This window comes from Ruegeria sp. YS9 (genome assembly GCF_024628725.1).
Taxonomy (GTDB): Bacteria; Pseudomonadota; Alphaproteobacteria; order Rhodobacterales; family Rhodobacteraceae; genus Ruegeria; species Ruegeria atlantica_C.
Genome location: NZ_CP102409.1, coordinates 910,640 through 936,925, shown reverse-complemented (window position 1 = coordinate 936,925; position 26,286 = coordinate 910,640). Strand labels below are relative to the sequence as shown.

Below are 26,286 nucleotides of genomic sequence, written 5' to 3'. Positions count from 1 at the left end.
GGATCGAATGAACGTGCACAAGAATGCCAGACTGACGCCATTGGGTCGAGAGCGGCTAGTGGGGATGATTGCATGCGGGATGAGTTTTGCGCAGGCTGGGGCGATCTGCGGCTGCTCTGCCAAGACGGCCACGAAGTGGTGGCGGCGGTATGAACAGGAGGGGCGCGAAGGTTTGCAGGATCGCAGTTCACGCCCTTATTCTCTGCGCAATCCTACGCCTGATGACGTGGCAGACCGGATCATCGCCTTGCGCCGTCAGCGTCTTACCGGGGCACATATTGCGGCAAGGACCGGCGTTTCGGCGGCGACGGTCAGCCGGGTTCTGCGCAGGGCGGGCCTTTCGCGGCTACGCGATCTGGAGCCTGCCGAGCCTGTACGCCGGTATGAACGCGATCATCCCGGCGACATGATCCACCTCGATATCAAGCGTCTTGGCAAGTTTGAGCGCGCCGGGCACCGCATCACGGGCGACAGGACAGGCCAGTCGAACAGCCGAGGGATCGGCTGGGAATATGTGCATGTCTGTGTCGATGACGCCTCGCGCCTGGCCTTCACCCAGGTCCATCCCGACGAAAAGGCGGTGAGCGCGGTGGCGCACCTGAATGCGGCGGTGGCCTGGTATGCGTCCATCGGGGTGAAGGTTGCGCGGGTGATGACAGACAATGGGTCGTGCTACAAATCTCATGCTTTCAAGGCCGCCTGTGCCGAGCTTGGCATCCGCCACATCCGCACCAAACCCTACACGCCCAAAACCAACGGAAAAGCCGAGAGGTTCATCCAGACTGCTCTGCGTGAATGGGCCTACGCCCGAGTCTATCAGACCTCAGACGACCGCGCCGCCGATCTGCCGGTCTGGACCCACCTCTACAATTGGCACCGCCCACACACGGCGCTAAAATCAAAACCACCCATCAGCCGGCTAGACTTTGATCGGAACAACCTGTTGAGGTTCCACATCTAGCGCGACACTATTTGTTGTTGCCCACCGTTTTGAGCCGCCCTCGGTGCCCATAGGGTGTTTCGCCGTATCGCTCTTTGTAATGCCGTGAGAATACGTTGTTCGAGTTGAACCCTGACGCCATGGCAACTTCCATGACACTCAGGTTGGTTTCTGTAAGCAATGTGCGCGCGCGTTCCAATCTGATGTTGCGATAGGTTTGCGCCGGAGCCTCGTTCAGCAATTGTCTGAACTGACGTTCAATCTGACGGCGCGAAATACCCGCGCTTGTGGCAAGTTCATCGAGCGTCAGCGGGTCCTCGATATTGTCATACATGGCCCGCAGAACAGCAAGGATACGAGGATTGCGAGAGCTGATGGCCTTGGCGATTGAGGAGCGCTGTTCGCTGCGGGTCGCGACATCGGGGCCGTTCAAACACATATCCGAAACGGCGATTGCAAAGTCTTCGCCATAGTCTTCGGCGATGATCGAAATCATCATTTCAGTTGCCGCAACACCACCACCGCAAGTCAGCAGACTTCCGTCCCTTTCGAACCTCTGTGGTGTGGGCTCCAGATCGGAAAATGCCTCAACAAATCCGGGCTGGTTTTCCCAATGAAGGGTGAAAGTCTTGTCCCTGAGAAAACCCGCGCGCGCGAGGGTCGCAGCACCGGTGCAGATGCCGCCAAGCTTGCCGCCAAACCGGGCGTGGCGGCGTATGCCCCCCAAGACATCGTCGGAGGCCGCCTGAATACTATTGTTGCCCGAACAGACAAAGAGGTAGGTATCGGGGTTCAGATCGTCCAGGCTGCCATGCACATCAATATCGATGCCGGAGGATGACGAAACAGCCCTGCCGTCATCTGAGATGGCCAGCCATCCATAGAGTGGTTTTTGGGACAGCTGGTTGGCGATGCGCAGAGGATCCAGAGCAGCGCTGAACGCGAGCAAAGTGAATTGGGGCAACAGCAGGAACCCGAACCACCGGGTTGCCTTGGGATCCTTGACCGGATAGCTGAACGCCCCCGCGGGCACGAGATCCGGCCGATCTACAGTCATGCTCTCGTTTTTGATCACAGGACGCGATTACTCCGCGATGTCCTCTGCCCAGAGCTCCGGTTTTTCATCGATGAAGCGCTGCATCAGAGCAATGCAATCGGGGTCATCTGCGACTATCACTTCAACGCCTTTCGAGCGTAGGAACTCTTCGTTCCCGCCGAAGTTGGTGTTTTCGCCGATCACCACGCGCGGGATGCCGAATTGAATGATCGTCCCGGTGCACATCATGCACGGGCTGAGCGACGTATAAAGCGTCGTGTCGCGATAGGTCTTCTGGCGGCCGGCCTTGCGCAACGCATCCATCTCGCCATGGGCAATCGGGTCGCCTTTTTGGACACGTTGATTGCGCCCTTGGGCTACGACTTCGCCGCCGCGCGCCAGCACTGAACCTATCGGGCACCCGCCTTCTTCAAACCCGGCTTTGGCCTCGTCGTAAGCGATGCGCAGCAAGCGTGTGTCGTCAGCGTTCATGTCTTGTCCCCCAGGATTGGCCCGTCGTAGTAGGGCAGCCGTTCAACGCTTGGCATCCAGGTGCCATTCTCCTGCAACTGGTCCATATGATCGGCAATCTCGTCAAGGGTGGCAAACCAGACGTCTTTGGTTTCCTGCGTTTTGGCAATCCATGCTTCAACCTGCTTCCACCGCGCCAATCTCCCTGTGAGAAAAGGATGGATGATCAGCATAAAGAAACCACCGGCGTCATACTGCGCCTCGAATTCCTCCCAGAAACCGCTGAGCCCGTGCGACGGGCTTGCAACTGGCATCATGTACCCAATCTCGTCGTAATGCGCGAAGGGGGGCCAGTCGTCGGTACCCCAATGCACAGGCATTTCGTAGAGAGATCCATTGGCCGTGTCCAAACGGTACGGAATGTCGTCGGCCATCATTGAGCTGTCATAGCGAATGCCGTGTTCGATCATCAGATCGACGACTTCCTGCGTTATGTTGTAGACCGGTGCACGGTAACCACGCGGCTTTTGCCCGCAGATGCGCATATGCGCATCGAGCGTGCGCTCGAACCACTCGCGCTGCTCCCCGCGTGTCTTTATAGGGTCTTCGTGCAAGTATCCGTGGTGGCCGATCTCGTGCCCGTCTTTCAGGATCGCCTCGGCCACATCCGGGTAGGTCTCCAAACACCAGCCGGGGATGAAGAACGATTGCTTCAGGCCCAGACACCGGTAGGTGTCGAGGATGCGGGGTAGCGCGACCAGAGGGCCATAGCGGCCCATTGAAATGGGGTAGAGCCGGTCGTGGCTGTCTTCGGGCTTGGCGATGTGGATCAGGCTGTCCGCATCCATGTCGAACGTAATTGCCACGGCGCATTTGGCACCATTGGGCCAGGGGATGGGGTTGCGGATCACATCGTCAGCTTTCGTTCAGGACGTGGGCGCTTTGCGTGTCCCACGACAGCCAGATTTCATCACCAGAGTGCAGATCGAACTTGGACAGTTCGCGTTCCTGCATCTGGACCTTGAATTCATGGCCCTGCGCGTCTTCGAGGAACAGGGTGACCATGGAGCCGACGAATTCTTCAGAAATCAGCTTGCAATACGCCTTGTTCCCGCCGACGGGTTCTTCTGATGCGATGTGCACCAGATCGGCGGAGATCACGAAGCTGGCGTTGTGGTCTTCGACCAGCTGCACCTCGTTCGTGGGTACTGTGAATTCGCCAGAGGTGGTTGTGATGCGCGCCGTACCGCCGTCAACAGATTTGACTTTGCCTGCCAGAATATTGTTGCGGCCCACAAACTCGGCGACGAACTGGTTTGCAGGGGCGCGGTAGATTTCCTTGGGCGTGCCGATCTGACCAATCTCGCCTTTGCCCATGATGATGACGCGGTCGGCCATCGCAAAGGCCTCGGACTGGGAGTGGGTCACGTAGACAAAGGTAATCCCCAACTCGCGCTGAAGGTCCGTGAGGACGGCCTGCATGCGAATTACCAAATGAGCATCCAGAGCTGACAATGGTTCGTCCAAGAGCAGGATCTGTGGCTCCATCACCAGCGAACGAGCCAGTGCAACACGTTGCTTCTGGCCACCTGACAAGGTCGAAATATGGCGGTTCTCAAATTCGAGGATCCCCATTTTGTCGAGCCACTTTATCGCACGCTCTTTGCGTTCCGCCTTGTCAACGCCACGCATCTTGAGACCAAATTCGACGTTTTCGCGCGCCGTCAGGAATGGGAAGAGCGCGAGTGACTGCCAAACCAAAGGCGTGTCGCGCTCGTGCGGGGCAACGTCATTCATCACTCGATCATTTAGGCGAATCTCGCCGTGCGTCGGCGCTTCGAGGCCGGCCAACATGCGCAAAGTTGTGGTCTTGCCGCAGCCGGATGGCCCCATGATTGCGAGGAACTCACCTTCGCGGATTTCGAAATCCAGTTCTTTAACTGCAACGAAATTGCCGAAGTGCTTTTGTACTTTGTCAAAGACAACCAGCGGTTTGCTCATGCGTGCAGGCCCTTGATTTGGCGGCTGGCGAAGAAGAGCTGTGCCAGCACAACCAGCGTCATTGATGTGAGGAAGACGAATGTCCCGATGGCGTTGACCTGCGGGTCAATATTGCCCTGAACGATTTCGAGAACGACCACGGGCAACGTAGAATTCAGGCCAGAGACAAACCATGACACAGCAAATTCGTCGAAGGAGACAGCGGCCGTCAGGAACAGGCTTGAAAAAATGGCAGGCTTGCAGAACGGCACGATCACATGCCGCATGGTCTGCCATTCCGATCCGCCCAGGTTCCATGCAGCGGATTCGAGGTCCGGGTCCATTTGGTTCAGCCGCAGGCGGATCACAGCCATGGCAAAAGGTGCTGTCAGCACGCTGTGCGCAATGATGATCGAATAAAGCTGCCCGGACATCCCGATCTTGGACAGCCACGCAAGCATGGCCAGCGCCATGATGATCAGCGGAATCGTGGGCGGCAGCAGGATCAGCGCAAGGTACGGGCCTTTGAATCGGAAGTTGTACCGGAAGTCGGAATAGGCCGTGCAAAAGCCTAGGAATGTCGCGATCACAGCCGTTGAGCAGGAGACGATCAGGCTGTTGCGCGCGGCTTTCCAGATGTCCGGATCGGCCAGGACCTTAGCGTACCATTCGGTCGAAAACTCACCCAACGGGATCGTCGGGAAGCGCTGCGAGTTGAAGGAAAAGATCATGCTGAAGATGATGGGCGCAAATACGAAGGCGAAGATCAGGACGACATAGATGCCAAGGATAAAGTTGAGGGATCGGCTCTGTTTCATTTTGCGCCCTTCCCCTTGCGATAGGCCAAAGCAATGCCGGTGAAGGCGATGGCAAAGAGCGTAACCATCATCATGATCGCGACAACGGCTGCGCGCGGCCATTGCTGGCCGGACTTGGTGGTATCGAGGATCAGGATTGGCAGGGTCGGTTCCTGCGATCCGCCCAGATAGAAGGGTGCCACAAAGTCACCAAAGGACAGAATAAAGCAGAAGATCGCCGCGATGATCAGCCCGGTCTTGGACAGTGGAATGATCACCTGCCAGATCGTGCGCAGGGGCGAACAGCCAAGGTTGCGCGCCGCCTCAATCAGGTTTTTGTCGATATTGGCCATCGTGACGGTTTGCAGTATGACCACCAGCGGCAGGGTCAGAGTCATGTAGCCCACCAGCGTGCCGAAGTTGGTGTTCAGCATGGTGTAGGGGCCAAGGCCGATGTAGCCCAGCACGGCATTTACCACGCCACTTTCGGACAGAATCACGAACCATGAAAATGTGCGCACCAGATAGCTGGTGAAAAACGGAATGATCAGCAGAAAGATCGCCCAGCGTCGCGTGCTTTCAGAAGCGCGGAAGGCCAATGCAAAGGCTGCCGGAAAGGCGATACACATCGCGCAGACGGTGGACAGTGTGGCGATGCCTATCGTGTACCAATAGCTGTCCCAGAAGAACCCGCGCGTCAGCATCCGCGACCAGTTCACGAACTCGAAGGCTTCGGTCATGCGATAGTTCTTCACCAGGAAGAACGACATCGCGACCATGAACAGAACCGGCCCGACAAAGAAGATCAGCTGCCAGAAGATGATCGGCAAACGCCACGTCAGCGCATAAAGGCTTGGGCGATTTTCAGGATTGGAAGACATGGGGCTGTGCAGGGCTTTCGCGTCTTAAGGGAAAAAGGGGCGACCTGTTGGCCGCCCTTTTTTGGTTCTTTGGGCCCTAGATCAGGCGCTCTTGTACTCGGACCAGAAGTCGTTCCAGTCCTCCAGCGTCTGCTGCTGAGGAATGTCGCGGTAATGGACCCGGCCTTCCTTGATCAGTGCGATCGGATCTTGCGGATCACCATCGACCTGGTGCGACCGCTTGGCTTCCGCCATGTCAGCCTCGATCAGGGCGGCGCGGCCAGCCTTGGTCACGCAGAAGCCGGGATAGGCCGCCATCTGTGCAGATTTCACCTGACCTGCAGGGGACATCATGTACTGGATGAACTTCTTGGCCTCTTCGGCCTTTTCGCTGCCCTTGCCGATGGAATAGCTTTCAGTGAACTGAATGCCGCCTTCCTTCGGGATCACGGACGCGACAGGCGCGCCGTCTTTTTCTAGAACGCCGGTGATCCAGTCACCGATGCCAACCATCGCCTGCATCTCGCCGTTTTTCAGGCCATTGAACGTGCCGCCATAGTCAAAGAAGCCGCCAACCTGCGAGCGCAGGCTCATGGTGGTCTCCTGAACCTTGGACCACTGATCGTCGTTCAGGTTCCAAAGGTCAGCGCCATTCCCATCATAAAGGCTCATCTGACCTAGGGTCGGCAGGTGCCAGTCAAAATGGCCCACTTTGCCCTGAAGCTCCGGCTTCCAGAAGCAGGAATAGCTTTCCGCTTCTTTCGCTGTCACGGAGTTCTTGTTGTAGGAAACACCCAAGTGCCCCCCGCGCAGGATCATGGAATACATCTTGCCGTCCGCCCAGTGGCCGGGGAACTGCGAGAAGTCTTCGTGCAGCATGTCATCCAGCGGATAATCTGCCGGGTTCATTTCTTCGATGTAGCCAGCTGCGTTCAGCTGCTGCACGAATTCTGCGTCAGACAGGATCAGATCGTAAGTGCCCGGAGGGGATTGGGCGATCAGCGCCAGCATGTTGTCGCCACCAGCATAATACTTTGGCACGAACTTCACGTTGTTTGCAGCCTCATACTCCGCAACCACATCAGCCTCTCCATGGCCGTACCACGCAAGCATGTTGATTTCGGTCGTTGCCGCCCAGGCGCGGCTGACAAATGGTGTTGTCAGAACGGCTGCGCCGCCAGCTTTCAGCAGTTGGCGGCGGTTCAAGCCCAATAGTGATGAAGTTACGGTTGGTCTGTACATTTGTGTCTCCCGGTTGGTCACTCTTTCCCAGCAAAAGAGCATTTGATTTTTCGCCGAACCATAGTGTTCAGTCTGATTTTTGTAGAATGGTATGGTAAAATGAGACTTTTAGGAAATTTATCGTTGATATGCCTTCATAATGAGCAGTTATGCGTCAATAGCGCTCGATGAGCGTTGCTCCAAGGTGTTGATCATGGCATCCATGGCCGCGTATCCGCCCGCACCCAACTGAGCCTGTCGTGCGAAAAGCCCGATGTGCAAAGGGGCAAGAACCGGCAGGCCGTCTTGTTCAGAAAAAGTGCGCATGCCGCTTTGGACCGTCGGAGCAGTCAGGCACGAAAGGCCAAGGCCATCCTGGACCGCGCGTTGAACGCCACCAATGCCGGGACTGGAGTAAGCGATGCGCCAGCTTTTTCCCACCAACTTCAAAGCGGTAGCCATACGGTCGCGGTACACACAACCAAAGGGGTGCGCGACAAGGGGGATGTCAGCATGTTCCGGGATCTCGAACCCGTTGGCGCCAACCCAGGTTGGTTGTTCTTTCCAGTTGCGGAATAGGAACTGCTGGTCGTCCCCGTCGAACAATGCCACGGCGATATCGATTTCGTTGCTCCGCATGGCCGCCAGCAGATGCTTGGACAGATCACATCGAATTTCGATCTGTGTATCGGGGAATTGTCGGACAACGTCCGTCAAACAGGCTTGCAGGGTGTTGACCGCATAGTCCACAGGCAACCCCACCCGCAATCTTGCTGCGGGATCACGCTGCTCAAACTCCGCCATTGCCAGATCGTTCAGGCGCAGAATCTGGCGCGCATGTATGGCCAGAGCCTCCCCCCGCTCCGTGAGCGATATCTCTTTGCCCTTCCGCGCAATGAGCGGATAGCCAACCGCTTCTTCCAAGCGCTTCACTTGCAGGCTGATGGCAGGTTGCGTCCGACCAAGTATCTCGGCCGCGCGCGTGAAACTTGCCACCTCAATGACAGTGATGAAAGCTCTGAGGAGCTCTGTTGAAAGGTTGACCGCGCCCATACGAGAACATTAGCGCTGAAAATGTGTAGCGAACAACGATAAAGTTGCTTTATGCAAATCGTATGATCACCCTCTATTCGAACAAGACGCTGACGGACTCTCCATTCGCGATCCGTGTGATCGCCTTGGCGAACATTGGCGCAATCGAAATCTCGCGAATTTTCGATGATGCGGTGACCGCTTCGGTAGCGCAAATTGTGTCGGTGATGACCAGGGACGTCAGATCAGATGCATTGATCCTGTCGACAGCCTTGCCGGACAGGACCCCATGGGTGATGTAAGCAGAAACTTCCGCCGCGCCATTTTCGAGCAGCGCCGTCGCGGCATTACAGAGCGTACCGCCAGAGTCGATAATGTCATCGACCAACATGCAGGACTTGCCAGAGACGTCCCCGATTATGTTCATGACTTCAGACGAGCCGGGCTTGTCGCGGCGCTTGTCTACAATTGCGAGGCCAGTCGAGAGACGTTTCGCCAAAGCGCGTGCGCGCACTACACCGCCTACGTCCGGGGATACGACCATCACATTGTCGCGGTCCTTTTGCTTTTCGATATCCCGCACGATTTCGGGCACCGCGTAAAGATTGTCGGTGGGAATGTCGAAGAACCCCTGAATTTGCCCTGCATGCAGATCCATAGTTAGCACCCGATGCGCGCCCGCCTGCGTGATCATGTTCGCCACAAGCTTTGCCGTGATCGGCGTGCGCGGGGCTGATTTGCGGTCCTGACGGGCATAGCCGAAATAGGGGATCACGGCGGTGATCCGCCCGGCAGAGGATCGGCGCAGCGCGTCGATCAACACCAGCAGCTCCATCAGGTTGTCGTTGGCTGGATAGGACGTTGATTGGATGACATAGACGTCATCGCCGCGCACGTTTTCCTGTATCTCGACAAAGACTTCTTCGTCGGCAAACCGACGCACGTTACACTCAGCCAGAGGGACACGCATATGCGCGGCAATCGCTTCAGCAAGCGGACGGTTACTGTTTCCACAGATCAATTTCATCTGTCGAGCCCCTCTGGTCAGAGTTTGATTGGATGTGCGCCGGGTTCAGGCCTTAGACCGGGAACGCCATCTCGGGTTTGTAGGTCTTGAAGCTTTCCAGATACTGCGCATTGGCCTGGCGCTGCCATTCGGTGCCGGGCTGGATCGCGGTGACGACCTTGTACTTTTCGCGATAGGACTTCGTATTGTCATTCTCTTCCATGACAATCGCCACCATGCCCGCAACTTTGCCCTTCTGCTGTTCAACCAGCTGGACAGCACCATGCATCGTGCCGCCGGTTTCAACCCACTGATCCACCAGCAAAACCCGCGTTCCGGGTGCAAAGGCGGGCGTGCGCATTTCCATCGACTGGGTTTGACCGGAGTAGTTGGTCATAGACGCGCTGTCTGTATCCACACAGAGCTTTCCGGGTTTGCGAATGGGCAGAAACCCCTTCCCGATACGGGCCGCGATGCCCGCCGCCAGAACAAAGCCCATCGCATCAAGGCCCGCGACGACGTCAATCTCATCGGCATCTAGATCAGCCACCAGATCATCCAGCAGATCATGATACGCCTTGCCGTTGATGTAGATTGAGGTCGGGTCAAGCCATGCAAACTTGTCGCCTTTGGTGTTCGGGGCCATCAGCGAGAAGTACCAACGGTCGTCTCTGGGTCCTTTGTCTTGAGCCATCTTTTCTCTCCCTTATGTCTGTGTGAGGTCCATGAGCCGCTTCAGGCGCTCAGGATCAATATTGTAGAAATCGCCGTCAAAATTGATGCCGGTCGCGACCATGAAAAGATCAACCGCATCTGCATATTGCGCTGCGTTTTCAGGTGTGATGCCGGATGCAAGGCCAAGTGCCGTGTCGCCGCAATGCGCGCGAAACGTGTCGATCTTGCCAACATCGGCTGCGTGGCCAGTCGCCACGCCGGAGGTCACAACGACGTCCATGTAGTGCGTCGCGATGCGCGCGCTTTTGCCATACTGTGCTGGATCAACGTCGCGCTGCTTTTTGAATGCGGTGCCGCCGATATAAAGCCCGGTCCAACCGCTTCCTTCGCGGATGGCCGCGATCTCATCTGCTTCGGGCTGATCATCTTCCGCACGGCGTTCATCCATACGTGCGTCATCGGCCCAGTAACCATCGACCTTGCACCCTTCAGCTTGCATCTCTCCCAGAATTGGGAAGGCAAACTTGCCGGTGACCGCCAGAAAATTCACCCCGAGCCAAATGTCCGGGAACGCCTGCCGCATCTCCTTGATGATCGGGACCAGTTTCTCTTTCTCGAAGTCGTGGTTGATCAGAAAAACCCCCGGACACCCGCCAGCAATGGCTGCTTTGATGTTCCGCTCGGCCTGTTCGCTGTCAAGCACATGAATGACAGGAAGAATGACAGGACCAGTTGCGCCAAAGGTCTTTTTGAAGTCGTGTCGATCCATCTCAATTCTCAATCCCGGTTATTGCGAGGACGCTATCATCGGCAATGGAATTTAGAAAATTTATTGTGCTTATTAGTTCATTTAGCTTGGAAATGAATGCATCTCGATGAGAACGCCTGCGGTTCTTTGCAAAACCAGCCGATGTCAAAGCGGAGCTAATCTTCGGCACGTCTCCGACGAGAAGCACGTAAGCTTCATTCCAATATGCCGAGAACTGTCTATGCTCCTTTGCGAATGGCCCCTCGCCAAACAATGCAACTACCCAGACATAATCCACGAAAGCCCGTGCCCATGGCCTCGTTCGACCCCTCCCGACCCGATGGTACCAACCGCAGTCTTGAGATTGCCGTTTCCGCTGACGGCACACCCAGAATGAACCACACCTACACAATCGACGCGCGATGCGGCGTGGCGGTGCGCGTCGGCGCAGGTCAACAGCTAACCGTGATGAACCCCAGCGGCCATCAAGTCTGCGATTTCTGGATTTTTGCAGCAGATGATGTGGGTGAGTATTCTTCGATGGAGCATTTGCACACAGCCCTAGGCTCGATATTCCCCAAAGTAGGTGACAGTGTGACCTCCAACCTGCGTCGCCCCTTGATGACAATCACGGAAGACACATCCGATGGTGTGCATGACACGATAATCGCCTGCTGCGATCATGCCCGGTACCAGCAATTGGGCTGCACGGAATACCACGACAATTGCGCTGATAATCTGCGGATGGCGCTGATGGCCATTGGCCTCAAAGCGCCAGCTGTTCCCGCCCCTTTCAATCTTTGGATGAACGTCCCTGTGCAAGCCGACGGCAGCACAAGTTTCGTCGCACCCGTGTCAAAACCGGATGACCAAGTGACCTTCCGCGCCGATATGGACGTCATCGCCGTCATGTCCGCCTGCCCTCAAGACGTCACGCCAGTCAACGGCGTGGGTGTCGCGCCAGACATTCTGAAGTTCTACGTCGCGGACACCTGACGTATCCGACCAATTCAAAAGCAGTTGATTGATACCCTCGCCGAAGTTGCGCTGTCATTGTGTCAGGAGCTTACGGGGAAAGATCTCAGCTCCGATGGCGATCGTTAACCTTGAAGTGGCGACGTCTAGCGGTTGTTCGAGCAAGGTACAGGGTTGGAACTACGGGCTCCCCTCCGTCATTCGGTAGTGGAACAGATTTTTGGGGCCCGACGAACTCTGAATGTCCGCTCCCGCGGCTCGCGGCCGCAACGCAGCGATGGTTGTGCTGCAAGAGAAAACAAATGCTGCGTCAGCAACATGGCTAAACATCAATGTCGGCAAAGTCCCGCATTGTCGACATTTGCCGCAGCTCTGATGAGCGGCCGCTATCAATAGGCAAGGACGGGTCTCAATACCTCACGTCGTCCAGAAGCTCCAAGAGACGCGCGTAGTCTCCAGTGACCGCGCGCGCTTCCTCGAAGACATCTCTGCGCTGACGATCCAGGCAACGGAAGTACTGCTCAACATCGGTGAAATACGTCTCCGCATCGCGCCTCAACAGGTCAGCATAAGCTCGCAGGTCATCGGCATCGGTCGGCATCCAGGGCGGTGCAGGCGACAGGCAACTGCCCGCAATCGCGGCAGAACCACAGCTCAGAACGACCATAACCGCCAATGTTTGTTTCAAAAGCGCCATATTATCTTGGCTCAGCCACTCCGTTGCAGTAAATTTGTTTCAACGCATGAAGGGCGCAATAACTCAAATTGCACCTATTGATTGCAAGATTATAATATTGTATCGGTTCGGTAGTCCATGAGGGACTGCCGGGTCAATGCACAATTCTGCAAGGCTCGATCCTATGAATCTGATGCAAGACGCCCCCAATGTTGTCAGTGAAGACGGGCTGCGCACGCTTCTTGCCGAAGGTCATTCGGCAGATGTTGTGTGCCGGGTTACGCCCAAACGAACAGGTGCTCAGTGGTCCGGAGTTTGGACCGTGCATTGCGTCTCGCCAGATGGTGAGACGCGTCGCCTGCTTGTTACAGCGCGCAACAACATGGCTGCCCGAGAGTTCAAGACAATCAACGGCTTATCGAGCTTCCTTGCTGGACTTGGTGTCTCGATCGTCTCGATCCCGATGCTCGAAGGCAAAGTCGCCTCACACAAACTGGACGACGCGGGCTAAGCTACTTGCCGTCCTCGCAGCATGCCTTGCTGTCCCCGCCTATTCCGAAGGCTTCGTGCTTTCCATGCGGGTCGACGGCCAGCTAGAGACCAAAGCCCCCCAATCAGGTTTTGCGCAAAGCTATGTCGACGGGATTGGCGCAAACCCGCCAGAGCTGATCGTTTTCGCATCGCCTGAGCCTGAAGATCCGCCTCCTGCACCCGCCCGCGCAGTTCCCCGCCCCGAAATCCTCGCAGCGCTTGAAAGCACCGCGCATCGCTATGGTGGGCACCCGGCGTTGCGTCGCGCGGGTCTGTCGGTGACGGAATGGCAGGCACTGTTCCAAGCCAATATCGAGATCGAAAGCGCTTATCGTCCGAATGCGCGCAGCTCAGCCGGTGCGATCGGCCTCGGGCAGTTGATGCCCGGAACGGCCGCTCAGCTCGGCGTGGATCCGCATGACTGGCAGGCAAACCTCGATGGCTCTGCCCGCTACCTTCTGATGATGTTGGCGCAGTTCGGCACGCCCGAACTTGCGCTTGCCGCCTATAACGCGGGACCAGACGCGGTCGCGCGCTATGGCGGCATTCCTCCCTACCGAGAAACCCAAAATCACGTGCGCCGCGTCATGGCTGTGCGTGACCGACTGACTGGAGCCTCCTGATGCACATACAATTCCGCACGATCCTGTCGCTGGTTCTGGCCAGCTTGATGATTGCCAACCCGGCATTTGCGCAAAGCATCGATCTCTCCCCGGTGCAGAACCTTCTTCAAGGCATTGTCGACACGATCACCGGCCCCTTGGGCATCGTCATAGGCACCTTGGCCTTGATTGGCGTGTTCCTCTCCTGGCTGTTCGGCATTCTGGATTTCCGCCAAGCCCTCTGGGTGCTGGTTGCCATTGCAGGCATCGCGGCCGCGCCAACCATCGTGACCGCCATCTGGGGCGCGTAATTCCGGCATGGCAACGCAAACCCGCCTCTTCCTCGGTCTGATCCGGCCACCAAAGCTCATCGGCTTGCCGATCATGTATGCCATGGTCTGGCTCTTCGGGTTTGTATTGCTGTTTCTGTGGGTCCAGAGCTGGCCGGTGATCATCATCGCCGCTCTGGCCTATCCCGCGCTATGGAAAGCGGCGGATTGGGACCCTGCCTTTCTTGAGGTAATGGTCACCGCCCTACAGGAAACGCCGCCTACCCCGAACCGCAAGATCCATTCGGGTGACAGCTATGCTCCATGACCCCTCGGATGATCTTGCAACGCTGCCAGACTGGGCGCGCAAAGAGCGCCCGATGGCCAGCATGCTGCCCTATGTCAGCCTCGTGAATGACGTGACGATCCGCACACGCGGCAATGCTTTGTTCCAGTGTATCCGCCTTGACGGCATCAACAGCATGACCAGCGATGACGCGCATCTGGAGAAGATCCGCGCGCTCTTCGCGGCGATCATTGCGCAGATTGGGCCAGAGTACAGTTTCTACGTCCACAAGGTTTCAAAAGCGATCGAGACCGTCTTGTCGCCGGTGCCCAATGAGGGGTTTGCTCAAGCGCTGGACAGCCGTTGGCAAATGGCAATGACACGGGCGGGGCTGAGGGACAAGACACTCACGCTCACGGTGCTGAAACGTCCTCCCCTCGGCGCACGGCTCCGCCTGAAGCGCTCAGACTCGATCGCTCAGCTGAAAGACCGGACGGCTAAGCAGCTTCGCAAGCTTGAGGAGGTCGTCGGGTTTCTGCTCTCGTCATTTGCCGAGTTGAACCCGCGCCTACTCGGCGCTGAAAGCGGCGAACTACTCGGGTTCCTCGGGGCGCTCAACATTGGTCAAGAGCGACCGCTCTTTGCAAGATCCCGCTTTGGCGTGATTGCCGAGGATGTGGTCAATACCCGCGTCACGTTTCAGGGGCGAGGCTTTACGCTCGACGATGGGACGGCGGGCAAGCGGTTTGGTACCAGTTTTGCGATCAAGACCTACCCGACCAAAACCAGCTGCACCATGTTCGATGAGCTGAACCTGCCGGTCGACATGGTGGTCACACACTCCTTCACACCGATAAACAGCAACATCATGGCCAGCCGGATCAAGCGGCAACAGCGCCTGATGAAGGCCAGTGATGATGGTGCGATTTCCCTTGCTGAAGAACTGGTCGACGCGCTGGATGACTTGGAATCCAAGCGTCTTAGCTTCGGCGATCATCACATGACCGTCACGGTTTTCGCCGAGAACGAAGAAAAACTGGAAGCCATCGCGGCCGAGGTGCGCAACATCGCCGCCAGTGAAGGCGTCAATCTGGTGAATGAGAGCTTTGCGGCTCGGACCCATTATTTCGCGCAGCATCCGGGCAACGGACAGATGCGCAGCCGCAAGGCCGCCATCACGAACACGAACTTTGCCGACCTCGCAGCGCTGCATCGCGGTCAACTGGGCAAACCCGGACACCAAGTGCCTTGGGGCAAACCAATCTCCCTGTTCCCGACGCCTGAACGCTCAGGCTTTCTATTCAACTACCACGAGACGGGGCAGCCGGACAAAGAGCCGACCAGCGGGCATACCTTGATCCTCGGCCGCCCTGGCTCTGGAAAGTCAGTGTTGTCGGCCTTTCTGATGACCCAAGCCCGTCGCTGCGACGCGCGCGTCTTTGTCTTCGACTATCGCGCTGGCATGGAAATGGCCGTGCGGGCCAATGGCGGGCGCTACAGCGCCATCAAGGCAGGCGAGGCAACCGGCCTCAACCCTCTGCGCACAGAAATCGATGGGCGCGGGCAAGCCTGGCTGTCTGATTGGCTGGCCACCCTGCTGCATCGCACCGACAAGCACCTGAGCCCGGTTCAGATCAATCGCATCCAAGAAGGAGTGCGCCAGAACGCCGGGGCGAGCGATGCCGCCCTGCGCAACTGGCAGGATTTGGCCTCCCTCTTTGTGGCGGGGGCGGATGAAGGGGATCTGTTCGAACGGATTCAGGAATGGACCGCTGATGGTCGCTACGGTTGGATTTTTGGGCAAAGTTCTGAAGATACCTTCTCGCTCGATGGTGATGTTGTCGGGTTCGACCTGACCGGCATTCTCGACAGCGAAAGCGAGAAAGAGCGCATGGCGGTGCTGTCCTACCTGTTTCGGCGAGTGGAGCGCGTCATAGAGGATCGCAAGCCAACGCTGATCATCATCGACGAAGCCTGGAAAGCGCTCGACAACCCGTATTTTGCCGACCGGCTCAGCAACTGGCTGGTCACGGCGCGCAAACAGAACGCGGTCGTCGTGATGATGACCCAATACGCAAGCCAGCTCGAGAAAACCCGTACCGGCAAGACGATCGTTGAAGCAGTGCCGACGCAGCTTTTGCTTCCCAACATTCGCGCCTCGGCCAGTGACTACACCATGCTGGGCCTTTCTGAGAAAGAGCTCAGCGTTCTGCTTGGCACAGGCAGTAACTCCCGCTTGGCTCTGGTGCGCGACGACCAAGGCTCAGTGGTGATCGACGCTGATCTAAGCGCGCTTGGCCCTTACCTCACGATCCTTGGCGGCATGGAAAAAGGCGAAGCGCTGGTCGGCGCGAATTATCGCCAGAACCCCGACTTTTGGAGACTGATTGATGGCTAGACTTGGCGTACTGACCCTTACCCTTTTGACCCTAACAGCCTGCGCGGAATACCGGCCGTCCGAAGCAGAATGCTTCAAGTCTTTTGCCGAAGTCAGCCGCAGCAGCTGCAATTTCGAGCTGCTCGGGCCGATTGGTGGTCTCGGTGAGTAAGCACCGCCTGCAGATCTTTGCGGGCTTGGTGTGGTTCGCCACGCCAATGGCCTTTGCCCAAGGCGTGCCGACCTTTGATGCGGGCATGTTTTTGCAGCGCGAACGCGTGCTGCAGCAAGGCGAACAGGATCTGGCTCTGCAGCGGGATCGGTTGACCAAAGAAGAAGAGCTTGAAGAGCTGGAACAAGAACAACTCCAGGCGCTGGAAAGCATTCTCGATGCCGCGACGCTTGCCAGCGGGAACTCGGGCGAACTGGTCGCGAGCTTGGAAGCGGGTTCATCGCCTGAGAGCGCCGCAGAAACGCTTTATGGTCCGGTTGATACGAATCCCGGCGCGGCCCAGATGTTCGGCGACGCCTCAGGCTCGATTGAAGAGCTGATCATTCGCGCCGCGCAGGAAACGCACCAAATGTCCGGAGTGCGCGCGGCGGGCCTTTCGCCCAAGCAATGGCGCTGCCTGTTGCAGGCGCTGATCTGGCAAGAAAGCCGTTTCACCATCGGCGCGCGCTCGCCTGTTGGTGCATTTGGCCTGACCCAGATCATGCCTGGCACGGCGCAGGATCTCGGGATTTACCCGGCCTACTATGAAAACCCCTACATTCAGGTCACCGGTGGCGCGCGCTATCTGGCACAGATGCTGGCCATGTTTGACGGCAACATCATTCACGGGCTCGCTGCCTACAATGCAGGTCCCGGCAACGTGCAGCGCTACGCCGGCGTGCCGCCCTTTGCTGAGACCCAACACTACGTTCAGGTGATCCCTCAGCGTTACAATCTCTACCTTGCCCGCGTCGGCGGCGTTGATGCGCTTGGCACCATCGATCCGGTTCTACTCGCCAATTCTACCATGAGCCTCACCTCTTTCGGCGCAGGGGTTTATGGCGATTATTCCATGGTCTCAGTGCAAGCGGCCGCGCTGCGCGTGCAGGACATCATCACCCGCATTGGCGAGACAGATGACATTCACGCGGCCATGTCGCTCAACACTTACGCGCGGGCCGAACTCGCGCGCCTGATCGCAATCCGCACGCGCCTCAAGGCCACCCATACCCGTCCGCTCAGCGCCGAAGCGCTGGCCATGGCGGCCGCGCAGGCCCGCGAACAAGACTTCATGCAATTCGATCTGGAGGCTCTCCGATGATCCGCTTTCTTTCTGCCGTAGCCACCTGCGCATTGTTGGTTGCGTCTCCTGCAATTGCTCAAGGCGTGCCGACTGTCGACACGCGCAACATCGCCCAGGAAATTCGCCAGCTGCAGCAGATGCTGGAGGATTTCGGGATCCAGACCGACCAGCTCGACACGCTTCTCGACCAGCTCGACCTGGTGCAGCGGCAACTCGACACGCTCAACGAGACCTACGCTGCGCTAACCGGCGCGACGGATATCATTGAAATGACCATGGGTGGTGATCTCGACGGACTTCTCGATCAGGAATTCGGCGATCTCCTTGGCACCATACGGCAAATCCAGAGCGGCGATTTCAGCGGCCTGATCGGCAATGCCGCCCCTCAGATGGAAGGCCGTATGACGCAAGCCTTGGAGGACGCAGGCTTTGACCAAGACAGCCTGTCCGACATGGCCAACAGCGGCAATCCAGGGGCTGAGCGCATTGCCAGCCAAGCGAGCACCGGGGCAGTGATGTCGGCGGCCGCTGAGAACAGCTATGAGGAGGCGGCACAGTCCCTCGATCGGGTCGAACAGCTGGTTTCGCTGATCCCGGACATGGAAACGCTCAAGGAAGCGGTCGATCACAACACCCGCGTCACCGCCGAGCTTGCGATTGCCATGACGCGCATGTGGGAGCTTGAAGCCATCCAGACCGTTGGCGCGGGACAATCCGGGGTGGTGGATGCAGCCACCCTGGCCGAAGAGCGCCGCTATATGGACTTCACCCTGCCAGACCTGCGCGCGGACTGATCCATGAACAGCGAGGCAGAAATCATCGAAGAAGAGCTCGTCTACGGCGCACGACGACGCGAGCTCATGTGGCAGAAACTGGGGCTGACAGGCATGGCGTTTGGCATGGTAGGTTGCCTCGCCGCCGCCCTCGTTGCCCTGTTCGACGCGGACCCGCCGCCCATGATCGTGCCCTTTGATAGCGAAACCGGCATGGCCCTCCCCAATGCCATGGTTGAAGCGGTCTCACTCACGGAACGCCCCGCTATCATCGAGGCACAGGTCTACCGCTATGTGATCGATCGAGAGACCTACAATCAGCTCGACAATGACGTGCGGGTGCGGCGGGTCCTGGACCAGTCGGACGGCGCGGCCGCCGCAGGACTGCGCGCGCTTTGGACCAGCGGCCATGAGGCCTATCCGCCGGACAGCTATGGCACAGATGCGCGCCTTGAAGTCGAGGTTCTGTCTATCACCCATATCAGCGCCAACCGTGCCCAAGTGCGCCTTCGCAAGCGGCTCAATTCGCCGCGCGGCAGTCAAAACGGGCTCTTCACCGCAACCCTGATGTTTGAGTTTCGACCCGAGAACAGCCGGTCGATCGACGATGTCTGGCAGAACCCTTTCGGCTTCACCGTCACCGAATACGCGATCCGCTCGGATCGTCTGGAGTAAACCATGCGTCGCCTGTTCCTGATCCTCGCCCTCATTGTTCCGATTGCAGGCACCGCCTATGCCGAAACGCAGCCGCGCCAAGGCCCCTATGATGCCCGCGTCCGGCTTGCCACCTATCAGGATGGGCAGGTCTACCGCATCCGCACCAGCCTGACCCATGTGACCAGCATTGAATTCGGCCAAGGCGAGACCATCCGCTCAATCATTGCTGGCGATACCGAAGGGTTCCTTTTGGACGGCGTGCCTGGTGGCCAGGCCTTTGCGATCAAACCCGTCTCGCGCGGCGCGCATACCAACATCACGGTCTACACCAACCGACGCAGCTATTATTTCAACGTAACCGAGGCGAGCTCGCCGACCTTCTACGTCATCCGCTTCACCTATCCGGATGCAACCCCTCGGCAATCCCGAGTAGCCGCAAGCCAACCTGCAAACCACGCCTATGGCGTCAGCGCGCGATCCGAGATCACCCCGCGCGAGATTTGGGACGACGGCACCTTTACCTATTTCCGCTTTGCCGCGAACGCGCCGCTGCCTGCGATCTTTCGCTGGTCAAACGGCAATGAGCGCAGCGTGAATGCTCTGGCCCGACCTGATGGCGTGATCCGCGTGTCAGGTGTCAGCGATCGATGGGTTCTCCGACTCGGCGAGGACGAGATCTGCGTCCAAGAGATGAGCGAGGCAAACCACGATGAGTGAAACAGCTGAGCTTAAGAAACGCCTCGAAGCACTTGAAGGAAAACCACAAAACCCAAAAGCGCGACCATCTTTTTTCGCCCTCGCCCTAGGCATTGGGGCAATCGCGGCTCTTGGCGGCCTCTTACTATTGCTTTCTGGCAGCTCTGAACCCGATAGCCTGGAAACCGCGTCCCCGGATGAGTTCCAAGCAGCGGGACCGGGCTTTGGAGCGCTCGAGCCAACCCCTGCGCCAATTGACACCTCTCCGCCGCCATCGGTGTCAGAGCCAGCAAGCGAGACAGAAGAGCTACGCGCGCAAATGGACGCTATGCGGTCCGAGCTTGAAGCCCTGCGCAACGCGCCAGCTCCCGAATCCCCGACCGTCGACACTGAGGCGCTTGATACCTTAGGCGCAGAGATCGATGCCCTGCGCAGCGAGGCCGCTGCGACGCAAACCGCCTTGCGCGAAGAACTGGAAGAACGTGCCCGACAAATCCAGCGATTGCAGAACGATCTAGAGCTTGCACGCTTGGAAACGCCGCGCACGCTCGCACCAACCGGCCCCACTGCCGAAGAACTGCGCCTTCAGGAACTCGAGCGGCGGCGGCAAGCAGAACTTGAGGAACTCCAAGCCCGCATCGCCAGTCCTATCATCGCCTTTGGCGGCACCGGAGGCGGCAACAACGAAACCGCCGCGCAGCAGCGGCGGCTTGATGGCGACACAGACTTTGTCCGCAACGGCGCTGAACCTGCTGAGGTAACGCAAGCCCAGTTGATCGTGAATCCGTCGAATACGGTTGTTCAGGGCACGATGATCCAGGCGGTGCTGGAGACCGCAATCGACAGCTCGCTCGCCGGTCAGGTCCGTGCGATGGTATCGGAAGATGTCCACGCTTATGACGGCTCGCGGATACTGATCCCGCGCGGCGCGCGTCTGATCGGGCGGTATCAATCCGGCCTCGACATCGCGCAACAACGCGTGACCATCGCCTGGGACCGGATCATTCTGCCCAGCAACCAGACCGTCGAAATCAGCGCCTTCGGTGGCGATGAATTGGGCCGCGCCGGCACAACCGGCTTTGTCGACAGCCGCTTTGGCACGCGGTTCGGGTCAGCCGCCCTTATATCGCTGATCGGAGCCTTGCCCGCCGTGGCCGCCCAAAACACCGAAGATGAGATCACCTCTGATGTGCTCGAGGGCATTGGAGAAGACCTTCAGGACAGCGCGCAAAGCGTGATTGGCGAATATCTGTCCGTCTCGCCCGTGATCTATGTCGATCAAGGTGCCCGCGTTACCGTGATGGTCGACCGCGATCTGGAGATTTTTTGACCATGGCGGCCAGCTATCTGCAAAGCTCGATGGACAAGATCCCCGAGGCGCGTGACCCCAAGCTGATCGAGCTTTGCATCAACCCCGAAGGCACGCTGTGGGCCGAGTTTCAGGGGGATCACTTTATGCGGCGCGTCAATCGACAGCTCTCGCACAACGAGATCAAGGACTTGGGCAATCAGATTGCGTCCGCCGCGAACACCACGCTAAGTCGGACCAAACCGATCGTCTCGGTCAGTATCACCTACCGGAACCGCCCGATCCGCGCGCAAGTCATCCAGCCCCCCGCTGTCGATGGCGGTTACGCGATTTCCTTGAGGTTCTTCGCGGATTTGCCGTTGGAGCAGATCAAGCTGTCTTACCTGTTCGGAAAAGAGCGCAGCAATGAAGGTGCAAGGCGCGAACGCAATGCCGAGCTACGCGATGCTGTGGCGACCGGCGACATCGACGCCGCGATCAAGTTCTGTGTCACGCACAAGCTCAACATGATCGTGTCCGGCGGGACCTCGACCGGCAAGACCGTAACAGCGCGCAAGATCCTCTCCTTTGTGCCCGCCGACGAACGCATCATCACCATCGAAGAAGCCGCCGAACTACGTCCAACGCAGCCCAATGTCGTCACACTGATGTCTGATCGCGATGAAGCCACGCGCAGCGCTGATGTCTTGCTGACCTCCACCCTGCGCATGCGGCCGGACCGCATCGTCTTGGGCGAAGTGCGCGGCAAAGAGGCCATGACCTTCCTTGAGGCAATAAACACCGGCCATGGTGGCTCACTCACCACGCTGCACGCTGAAACACCTCAGCTGGCGGTTCAGCGTCTCGCCATCGCCGCCCTGAAAACCGACGTGCCCATGACCTACCAGGACATGAACGACTACATCACCCGCTCGATCGATGTGATCATCCAGGCCGGTCGCCATGAAGGCGCGCGCGGCATCACCGAATTCTACCTGCCGGTTGATCCGGCCCATTCAAAGGAAACAGCCCATGTTTGAATACAAGATTGAACAGATCAACACCGCCAAAACCAAGCCACCGAAGATCGAAGCGCAGCTGACCGCTCTTGGTCAGGATGGTTGGGAGTTGGTCTCCGTCGTGCCGGATTTCGACGGCGAACACATCCTGAAGGCCTTCTTGAAGCGGCGCACCGGCGCGAGCGCCTAAACCTAACCGAGGAGAATCCGATGGGCGTCGTCACCTGGATGGTTGAGACAACCGACAACTTTCTGGACGACGCAGCCCAAACCACCTTTGGCAACGTCGCCGGGCAGCTCGGCGGCGTCATCGCCGTGGCCTCGACGCTCGCCGTGATCGGCATCTTCCTCAACATGGTTTTTCAATACAGATCCATGGATGGGCGGACCGCTTTCTGGTTTGCCCTCAAGCTCATGCTCATCTCTCTGTTTGCGATAAACTGGGTCCAATTCAACGCTGTGGCCAGCGCACTCATCAGTGGGCTCGACCAGCTCGCGGGTGGCATGGTCGCCGGGCTTGGCGGCGGCGGCGCAGGTGCATCCTACTTTGCCGAAGCCTTTGACGATCTCATCGAAGAGTTCGGCAATTACCTGAACGCGGCCGGTGACAACATGCATTGGATGGCCGGAGCCCTGATCGGCGCGATCGGCGCGTTCCTCCTCGGCGTGATCGGCGCGCTCTGTGGTCTTGTCCTGATCTTCGCAAAGATCATGCTGGCCTTCATGATCGGCATCGCCCCAATCATGATCGCGCTTTCGCTCTTTGATGTCAGCAAGGACTATTTCCACCGTTGGCTGTCCAGCACAGTATCCTACGCGCTTTACCCACTCGTAATCGCGGGCGTTTTTTCCACCGTTGTCGGGATGTCGCGCTCACTCATGACCGAGCTCGGAGATCCCTCTGGAGCCAGCAATATCGGCGCGCTGGTCCCCTTCTTCATGATGATGTTTCTCGCAGGCGGCATGATCATCGCCACCCCGCTAATCGTCCGCTCAATCTCTGGCAATTTCATGATGGCCGGACCGCCGAGCATTCCCGGACCGGGCGGATTTGCCAAAGGTTTGATCGGCACCAAGGGGTCACGGGCGCGAGCAAGGTTTGGGACGAGGTCAAATGCAGAGATCGCAGGGGCTGGAATACGGCAGGCAGGTGGCGCTTCTGTTTCAATGGTTCAAAGAGTGGCAGAACGAGCGAAAAGACTGGAGTGAAATCGGCCCTTAGCGGCCATCCGGCGAAGGCTTTCTCTGCCGCAATGCGGCCCGCCAGACCGGACGTTCGCTGCGTTAGCGAAGAGATATTTCCAACAAACCTGTTTCAAAAGGCCAGATCGGTGGCGACGCAAAAAGGTCGCGTTGCATTGATCACTTGCTTGTCAGGCCCATCTCATTCAGCTGCCTCAATTTTGCCTCGGCGGCCCAGGGCCTGAACTCGCGCGTCAAAATCAGAGGCCGTCTGCGATCAGGAAGCCGAAGCAGGATCTCATTCTGCTCATCGTCGTATTTCAGTTCAACGGCCTCAATCTCATCAAACCGGTAGCTGGCAGATCGGGGCTCACGCCACGGAAGATGAAATTGCACGTCGACCATTCGCCGTTCCGGCGAGATGGTGACGATATGATCAGGTTTGAAGAGCGCGCTGTACAGGCTACCGATGACAACGATACCGGTGCCGCCAACACATAATCCAAGGATCGCCATATACGCAAAAAGGTCGCCTGATCGGGACATATCACCTTGGAGGACGGACGCAATCAGGTCACGGGCTTCACTGCTGAATATGCCAAAAAACGATCCGATGACCGTCGCGATGAAAGCGAAGAGGGGAACCGCCAGAAGACCGATGAACCGATGCCCGCGTTTGATCTCGTTTCTGAATTCGGCATCCATGATTGATTCCTCAAGTGATCGCCGCAGAAATAGTACATAGTGTTGAGGCGATTATTGGGCGCCTTGTTTTCGTGCCGCGGGATGTTTCATGCCACAGGACTCAGCCGGCTTTCCGCAAAGGCCACTCACAACCGACATGCTCCGCCTTGGTTCGGCTGCGAAAAAGGAGACCTCAGCAAAGTTCACCTTAGTTGTGTGATCGGCCCGCTATATCAAGAATGGTTTGCCAAGGCGCCGAGCCGGTCTCTTTCAACAGCGATGGCCCCCACCAGATCACCCATTCAGCGCCAGCTGAAATCGCTTGTGACACCATCAGGTCCGTTTCCTTTCCTGTCGGGGCGCGGGCCGCGTTGATCACCTCCGCCGGAAAGCTGGCCTCCAGAAACTTGCTTTCGTAGAGATCGGCATAGCCGAAGCCCTGCAAAACGACCAATCGCTGACGAGCCGGGACTGCGTCCTCCAGCCAGGACAGGTAATCCGCAACTGCCCTGTCTTCTGCCACGACGGCTCCGCCGCTTACGGGCGTGGCCAGATTGGACAGGTCCGCCGGCACAGGATAAATATCGAAACCTACTGCATCGGCGTGTGCCGAATAGTCTGTAACCTCCTTCAGATATCGCTGGATCTGGTCAAGTGTTTTGAAAGTCGGGTCATCGGTCAGAATGGGGGCATGCACCATCAGAACTGGCAGTTCTGGCGCGACGGCCTTCACCCGTGCGTAAAAAGCCGCGACATCCTCGATAGGGCGACCGTTGAAAATGGCTTCATCGTAAGTCGTTATCGCGGCCACATGTTCTGGCCCGGCACAGCTCAGAACCTGGCGGAGCGGGTCTTCATCCATGGGCAATTGACGAAGCGCCGCAGCATCCGGATATAGAAGTTCCCCCGGCAGAAGAAGCGTCATACCGGATGCACGCAACGCCGCGAAGGCAGGATCGCCCGGTGTGCAGGGTGGCATGAAATCAATCTCATATCCCAGGCTCGAAGCGTGGGGCACTTCCTGATACTGAAACGTCGGAAAGTAGGTGTCGATCCCATTGGATTTCAATGCCGTGAACAGACGCAGATAGTCCCTGTCCTCGATTGTCTCCACCGGGGACCCGGCAACCCCAAAGCTCTGCGCCCGGCCCGGACCAGGCAGGCAGAGGACGGCGGCAGCGAGCACGCGCATGATGCCTGACAAACGCGCCATCAGGTCACGCCTTTCCTTGCATTGGCCGCACGCCACTGCGTTGGCGAAACACCGGTGACGCGCAGGAACTCTCGGTTGAAGTTCGATTTGGACGCAAACCCGACGGCCAATGATATCGCCAGAACAGTCGCATTGGATTCCTTCAACTGCTCGCAGGCTTCCTTGATCCGGAACTCATTGACGAATTGAGAAACACTCTGCCCCTTGTATCGGTTAATGGCGTTGGAGACCCGCCGGTCGGGTAAAGACAACCTGCGGCTTAGACGACGCAGATTCAGATCTTCGTCCCGATGTAATCCTTCTATAGCAAAGAGCGCTTCGAGACGCGTGACGATACCTGCGTCCTCCTCAGTCATGCCGGAGTCGTCAGGTATCGGGGTGACTTCCTGGTGCTCATTCTCCGAGATTTGGCCGAATGCTGCGAGAAAGCCGATGATCATAATGAAACCGGCTTGGAGCAGGCTGACGATCAATCCGGTATTTCGGCCCTCGTTGGTGATGAAGTCAAAAAGAATGGAGACGTCCGCGAGCCCTGACAGGATCAGAACGGTCCCCGATAGCTTCATGGCAAGAACAACCTTGTCCGCTGCGCCCAAAGGCGTCAGCGCGACATGGTCCGCGCCATTGGCGGATTGCACGACCAGAAGCCCACCGAAGCTGAGAAAGCACAGAAGGATCAGCACATCTGCAAGGTCGGGCCAGACCAGCAAACCGACCCAGCAAAGAGCCGCCGCGACCAAAGGCCAGAGCCGCCGAAGCGTCAGGGGCGCATTCAGGGCGGAATAGGCAAGGTAGAGAAGCACCGGCAAAACCGGCGCAACGAAAGCGACCGGGCGGGCGGCCCAGTCAATGGCATACCCCCACCGCAAGGTGATCAGGATCGACTGCAAGGCGTAAAGCGAAATTGTTGCCAGAAACAGCTGGTGCGCCCGCAATCGCAGGTCGTTCCTTCGCGCGAACCAGACCATCATCCACAACAGCGTAAGGCTCGCAAAGA

The 26,286-nt window shown here is 58.0% G+C and carries 30 protein-coding genes; 15 read left to right on the top strand and 15 right to left on the bottom strand.

Annotation, left to right across the window (positions count from 1 at the left end):
- Positions 1 to 7 precede the first annotated feature (7 nt).
- Positions 8 to 961 (top strand): IS481 family transposase, encoded by a 954-nt coding sequence (locus tag NOR97_RS04825; protein ID WP_257600385.1) that lies wholly within the window; start codon positions 8 to 10, stop codon positions 959 to 961.
- Positions 962 to 968: 7 nt separating this feature from the next.
- Here NOR97_RS04825 and NOR97_RS04820 read toward each other — a convergent pair whose 3' ends face one another.
- The 11 genes from NOR97_RS04820 to NOR97_RS04770 form a co-directional block, all read right to left on the bottom strand.
- Entirely contained in the window at positions 969 to 1,997 is a 1,029-nt protein-coding gene (locus NOR97_RS04820) for a GlxA family transcriptional regulator (protein WP_050687621.1), read from the bottom strand.
- A gap of 27 nt (positions 1,998 to 2,024) precedes the next feature.
- Entirely contained in the window at positions 2,025 to 2,468 is a 444-nt protein-coding gene (locus tag NOR97_RS04815; protein WP_050687569.1) for a nucleoside deaminase, read from the bottom strand.
- Positions 2,465 to 3,358: a polysaccharide deacetylase gene (locus tag NOR97_RS04810; RefSeq protein WP_050687567.1), complete on the bottom strand. Its 894-nt coding sequence runs from the start codon at positions 3,356 to 3,358 to the stop codon at positions 2,465 to 2,467. Before NOR97_RS04810 ends, NOR97_RS04815 begins: the two co-directional genes overlap by 4 nt.
- Positions 3,359 to 3,362: 4 nt before the next feature.
- Positions 3,363 to 4,448: an ABC transporter ATP-binding protein gene (locus NOR97_RS04805; protein WP_050687565.1), complete on the bottom strand. Its 1,086-nt coding sequence runs from the start codon at positions 4,446 to 4,448 to the stop codon at positions 3,363 to 3,365.
- Positions 4,445 to 5,245 (bottom strand): ABC transporter permease, encoded by an 801-nt coding sequence (locus NOR97_RS04800; protein WP_050687564.1) that lies wholly within the window; start codon positions 5,243 to 5,245, stop codon positions 4,445 to 4,447. Before NOR97_RS04800 ends, NOR97_RS04805 begins: the two co-directional genes overlap by 4 nt.
- Positions 5,242 to 6,105, bottom strand: a complete 864-nt coding sequence (locus NOR97_RS04795; protein WP_050687562.1) for an ABC transporter permease — start codon at positions 6,103 to 6,105, stop codon at positions 5,242 to 5,244. The genes NOR97_RS04800 and NOR97_RS04795 overlap by 4 nt, the downstream gene beginning before the upstream one ends.
- Positions 6,106 to 6,186: 81 nt before the next feature.
- The gene (locus NOR97_RS04790) at positions 6,187 to 7,326 is read right to left on the bottom strand and encodes a PotD/PotF family extracellular solute-binding protein (RefSeq protein ID WP_050687560.1); all 1,140 of its coding nucleotides are present in this window, start codon (positions 7,324 to 7,326) and stop codon (positions 6,187 to 6,189) included.
- A gap of 147 nt (positions 7,327 to 7,473) precedes the next feature.
- Positions 7,474 to 8,301: a LysR family transcriptional regulator gene (locus NOR97_RS04785; protein WP_257600384.1), complete on the bottom strand. Its 828-nt coding sequence runs from the start codon at positions 8,299 to 8,301 to the stop codon at positions 7,474 to 7,476.
- A 130-nt stretch (positions 8,302 to 8,431) separates the two neighbouring features.
- Positions 8,432 to 9,364, bottom strand: coding sequence for a ribose-phosphate pyrophosphokinase (locus NOR97_RS04780; RefSeq protein WP_050687556.1), 933 nt, complete (start codon positions 9,362 to 9,364; stop codon positions 8,432 to 8,434).
- Positions 9,365 to 9,416: 52 nt separating this feature from the next.
- Positions 9,417 to 10,037 (bottom strand): phosphoribosyltransferase family protein, encoded by a 621-nt coding sequence (locus tag NOR97_RS04775; RefSeq protein WP_050687554.1) that lies wholly within the window; start codon positions 10,035 to 10,037, stop codon positions 9,417 to 9,419.
- A 12-nt stretch (positions 10,038 to 10,049) separates the two neighbouring features.
- Positions 10,050 to 10,787: a BtpA/SgcQ family protein gene (locus tag NOR97_RS04770; RefSeq protein WP_050687546.1), complete on the bottom strand. Its 738-nt coding sequence runs from the start codon at positions 10,785 to 10,787 to the stop codon at positions 10,050 to 10,052.
- Positions 10,788 to 11,078: 291 nt separating this feature from the next.
- Here NOR97_RS04770 and NOR97_RS04765 point away from each other — a divergent pair, with 291 nt between their 5' ends.
- On the top strand, positions 11,079 to 11,762 hold the full coding sequence (locus NOR97_RS04765; protein WP_050687544.1) for a DUF1989 domain-containing protein: 684 nt from the start codon (positions 11,079 to 11,081) through the stop codon (positions 11,760 to 11,762).
- Positions 11,763 to 12,150: 388 nt separating this feature from the next.
- Here NOR97_RS04765 and NOR97_RS04760 read toward each other — a convergent pair whose 3' ends face one another.
- On the bottom strand, positions 12,151 to 12,438 hold the full coding sequence (locus tag NOR97_RS04760; RefSeq protein ID WP_257600380.1) for a hypothetical protein: 288 nt from the start codon (positions 12,436 to 12,438) through the stop codon (positions 12,151 to 12,153).
- Positions 12,439 to 12,601: 163 nt separating this feature from the next.
- On the opposite strand from NOR97_RS04760, the gene NOR97_RS04755 reads away from it, so the two are divergent.
- From NOR97_RS04755 to NOR97_RS04695, 13 genes are all read left to right on the top strand, one after another.
- Positions 12,602 to 12,928: a hypothetical protein gene (locus NOR97_RS04755; RefSeq protein ID WP_170415557.1), complete on the top strand. Its 327-nt coding sequence runs from the start codon at positions 12,602 to 12,604 to the stop codon at positions 12,926 to 12,928.
- 64 nt (positions 12,929 to 12,992) lie between these two features.
- Positions 12,993 to 13,571, top strand: coding sequence for a lytic transglycosylase domain-containing protein (locus NOR97_RS04750; protein WP_257600379.1), 579 nt, complete (start codon positions 12,993 to 12,995; stop codon positions 13,569 to 13,571).
- Positions 13,571 to 13,861, top strand: coding sequence for a TrbC/VirB2 family protein (locus tag NOR97_RS04745; protein ID WP_257600378.1), 291 nt, complete (start codon positions 13,571 to 13,573; stop codon positions 13,859 to 13,861). Before NOR97_RS04750 ends, NOR97_RS04745 begins: the two co-directional genes overlap by 1 nt.
- Positions 13,862 to 13,868: 7 nt before the next feature.
- Positions 13,869 to 14,147 carry a type IV secretion system protein VirB3 gene (locus NOR97_RS04740; RefSeq protein ID WP_024096577.1) on the top strand — a complete coding sequence of 93 codons (279 nt, stop codon included), beginning with the start codon at positions 13,869 to 13,871 and terminating at the stop codon, positions 14,145 to 14,147.
- Positions 14,137 to 16,503 (top strand): type IV secretion system protein B4, encoded by a 2,367-nt coding sequence (locus tag NOR97_RS04735; RefSeq protein ID WP_257600376.1) that lies wholly within the window; start codon positions 14,137 to 14,139, stop codon positions 16,501 to 16,503. The genes NOR97_RS04740 and NOR97_RS04735 overlap by 11 nt, the downstream gene beginning before the upstream one ends.
- A 197-nt stretch (positions 16,504 to 16,700) precedes the next feature.
- Positions 16,701 to 17,795, top strand: a complete 1,095-nt coding sequence (locus tag NOR97_RS04730) for a lytic transglycosylase domain-containing protein (RefSeq protein WP_257600830.1) — start codon at positions 16,701 to 16,703, stop codon at positions 17,793 to 17,795.
- Positions 17,792 to 18,571, top strand: a complete 780-nt coding sequence (locus NOR97_RS04725) for a type IV secretion system protein (protein ID WP_257600375.1) — start codon at positions 17,792 to 17,794, stop codon at positions 18,569 to 18,571. The genes NOR97_RS04730 and NOR97_RS04725 overlap by 4 nt, the downstream gene beginning before the upstream one ends.
- Before the next feature lie 3 nt (positions 18,572 to 18,574).
- Positions 18,575 to 19,225: a virB8 family protein gene (locus NOR97_RS04720; RefSeq protein WP_257600374.1), complete on the top strand. Its 651-nt coding sequence runs from the start codon at positions 18,575 to 18,577 to the stop codon at positions 19,223 to 19,225.
- A 3-nt stretch (positions 19,226 to 19,228) separates the two neighbouring features.
- Positions 19,229 to 19,924: a TrbG/VirB9 family P-type conjugative transfer protein gene (locus NOR97_RS04715; protein WP_257600373.1), complete on the top strand. Its 696-nt coding sequence runs from the start codon at positions 19,229 to 19,231 to the stop codon at positions 19,922 to 19,924.
- Complete coding sequence (locus NOR97_RS04710; protein ID WP_257600372.1) at positions 19,917 to 21,233, top strand: TrbI/VirB10 family protein; 1,317 nt, start codon at positions 19,917 to 19,919, stop codon at positions 21,231 to 21,233. The genes NOR97_RS04715 and NOR97_RS04710 overlap by 8 nt, the downstream gene beginning before the upstream one ends.
- A gap of 2 nt (positions 21,234 to 21,235) precedes the next feature.
- Positions 21,236 to 22,231, top strand: coding sequence for an ATPase, T2SS/T4P/T4SS family (locus tag NOR97_RS04705; RefSeq protein WP_257600371.1), 996 nt, complete (start codon positions 21,236 to 21,238; stop codon positions 22,229 to 22,231).
- On the top strand, positions 22,224 to 22,400 hold the full coding sequence (locus NOR97_RS04700) for a DUF4177 domain-containing protein (protein ID WP_257600370.1): 177 nt from the start codon (positions 22,224 to 22,226) through the stop codon (positions 22,398 to 22,400). The genes NOR97_RS04705 and NOR97_RS04700 overlap by 8 nt, the downstream gene beginning before the upstream one ends.
- Before the next feature lie 20 nt (positions 22,401 to 22,420).
- Positions 22,421 to 23,419, top strand: coding sequence for a type IV secretion system protein (locus NOR97_RS04695; protein WP_257600369.1), 999 nt, complete (start codon positions 22,421 to 22,423; stop codon positions 23,417 to 23,419).
- A 153-nt stretch (positions 23,420 to 23,572) separates the two neighbouring features.
- Here the strand turns inward: NOR97_RS04695 and NOR97_RS04690 are convergent, their stop codons facing one another.
- The 3 genes from NOR97_RS04690 to NOR97_RS04680 all read right to left on the bottom strand — a co-directional run bounded on the left by NOR97_RS04690 (position 23,573) and on the right by NOR97_RS04680 (position 26,260).
- Positions 23,573 to 24,097, bottom strand: coding sequence for a hypothetical protein (locus tag NOR97_RS04690; RefSeq protein WP_257600368.1), 525 nt, complete (start codon positions 24,095 to 24,097; stop codon positions 23,573 to 23,575).
- Positions 24,098 to 24,284: 187 nt separating this feature from the next.
- Positions 24,285 to 25,289, bottom strand: coding sequence for a hypothetical protein (locus NOR97_RS04685; RefSeq protein WP_257600367.1), 1,005 nt, complete (start codon positions 25,287 to 25,289; stop codon positions 24,285 to 24,287).
- Positions 25,289 to 26,260, bottom strand: a complete 972-nt coding sequence (locus tag NOR97_RS04680; RefSeq protein WP_257600366.1) for an AraC family transcriptional regulator — start codon at positions 26,258 to 26,260, stop codon at positions 25,289 to 25,291. The genes NOR97_RS04685 and NOR97_RS04680 overlap by 1 nt, the downstream gene beginning before the upstream one ends.
- Positions 26,261 to 26,286 lie beyond the last annotated feature (26 nt).

Bases quoted from the DNA above. Each gene is read 5' to 3' on its own strand.
- NOR97_RS04825 (WP_257600385.1), top strand. From the start codon at position 8: ATGAACGTGCACAAGAATGCCAGACTGACGCCATTGGGTCGAGAGCGG.
- NOR97_RS04820 (WP_050687621.1), bottom strand. From the start codon at position 1,997: ATGACTGTAGATCGGCCGGATCTCGTGCCCGCGGGGGCGTTCAGCTAT.
- NOR97_RS04815 (WP_050687569.1), bottom strand. From the start codon at position 2,468: ATGAACGCTGACGACACACGCTTGCTGCGCATCGCTTACGACGAGGCC.
- NOR97_RS04805 (WP_050687565.1), bottom strand. From the start codon at position 4,448: ATGAGCAAACCGCTGGTTGTCTTTGACAAAGTACAAAAGCACTTCGGC.
- NOR97_RS04800 (WP_050687564.1), bottom strand. From the start codon at position 5,245: ATGAAACAGAGCCGATCCCTCAACTTTATCCTTGGCATCTATGTCGTC.
- NOR97_RS04795 (WP_050687562.1), bottom strand. From the start codon at position 6,105: ATGTCTTCCAATCCTGAAAATCGCCCAAGCCTTTATGCGCTGACGTGG.
- NOR97_RS04790 (WP_050687560.1), bottom strand. From the start codon at position 7,326: ATGTACAGACCAACCGTAACTTCATCACTATTGGGCTTGAACCGCCGC.
- NOR97_RS04780 (WP_050687556.1), bottom strand. From the start codon at position 9,364: ATGAAATTGATCTGTGGAAACAGTAACCGTCCGCTTGCTGAAGCGATT.
- NOR97_RS04775 (WP_050687554.1), bottom strand. From the start codon at position 10,037: ATGGCTCAAGACAAAGGACCCAGAGACGACCGTTGGTACTTCTCGCTG.
- NOR97_RS04770 (WP_050687546.1), bottom strand. From the start codon at position 10,787: ATGGATCGACACGACTTCAAAAAGACCTTTGGCGCAACTGGTCCTGTC.
- NOR97_RS04765 (WP_050687544.1), top strand. From the start codon at position 11,079: ATGGCCTCGTTCGACCCCTCCCGACCCGATGGTACCAACCGCAGTCTT.
- NOR97_RS04760 (WP_257600380.1), bottom strand. From the start codon at position 12,438: ATGGCGCTTTTGAAACAAACATTGGCGGTTATGGTCGTTCTGAGCTGT.
- NOR97_RS04755 (WP_170415557.1), top strand. From the start codon at position 12,602: ATGAATCTGATGCAAGACGCCCCCAATGTTGTCAGTGAAGACGGGCTG.
- NOR97_RS04750 (WP_257600379.1), top strand. From the start codon at position 12,993: ATGCGGGTCGACGGCCAGCTAGAGACCAAAGCCCCCCAATCAGGTTTT.
- NOR97_RS04745 (WP_257600378.1), top strand. From the start codon at position 13,571: ATGCACATACAATTCCGCACGATCCTGTCGCTGGTTCTGGCCAGCTTG.
- NOR97_RS04740 (WP_024096577.1), top strand. From the start codon at position 13,869: ATGGCAACGCAAACCCGCCTCTTCCTCGGTCTGATCCGGCCACCAAAG.
- NOR97_RS04735 (WP_257600376.1), top strand. From the start codon at position 14,137: ATGCTCCATGACCCCTCGGATGATCTTGCAACGCTGCCAGACTGGGCG.
- NOR97_RS04730 (WP_257600830.1), top strand. From the start codon at position 16,701: ATGGCCTTTGCCCAAGGCGTGCCGACCTTTGATGCGGGCATGTTTTTG.
- NOR97_RS04725 (WP_257600375.1), top strand. From the start codon at position 17,792: ATGATCCGCTTTCTTTCTGCCGTAGCCACCTGCGCATTGTTGGTTGCG.
- NOR97_RS04720 (WP_257600374.1), top strand. From the start codon at position 18,575: ATGAACAGCGAGGCAGAAATCATCGAAGAAGAGCTCGTCTACGGCGCA.
- NOR97_RS04715 (WP_257600373.1), top strand. From the start codon at position 19,229: ATGCGTCGCCTGTTCCTGATCCTCGCCCTCATTGTTCCGATTGCAGGC.
- NOR97_RS04710 (WP_257600372.1), top strand. From the start codon at position 19,917: ATGAGTGAAACAGCTGAGCTTAAGAAACGCCTCGAAGCACTTGAAGGA.
- NOR97_RS04705 (WP_257600371.1), top strand. From the start codon at position 21,236: ATGGCGGCCAGCTATCTGCAAAGCTCGATGGACAAGATCCCCGAGGCG.
- NOR97_RS04700 (WP_257600370.1), top strand. From the start codon at position 22,224: ATGTTTGAATACAAGATTGAACAGATCAACACCGCCAAAACCAAGCCA.
- NOR97_RS04695 (WP_257600369.1), top strand. From the start codon at position 22,421: ATGGGCGTCGTCACCTGGATGGTTGAGACAACCGACAACTTTCTGGAC.
- NOR97_RS04690 (WP_257600368.1), bottom strand. From the start codon at position 24,097: ATGGATGCCGAATTCAGAAACGAGATCAAACGCGGGCATCGGTTCATC.
- NOR97_RS04685 (WP_257600367.1), bottom strand. From the start codon at position 25,289: ATGGCGCGTTTGTCAGGCATCATGCGCGTGCTCGCTGCCGCCGTCCTC.
- NOR97_RS04680 (WP_257600366.1), bottom strand. From the start codon at position 26,260: ATGATGGTCTGGTTCGCGCGAAGGAACGACCTGCGATTGCGGGCGCAC.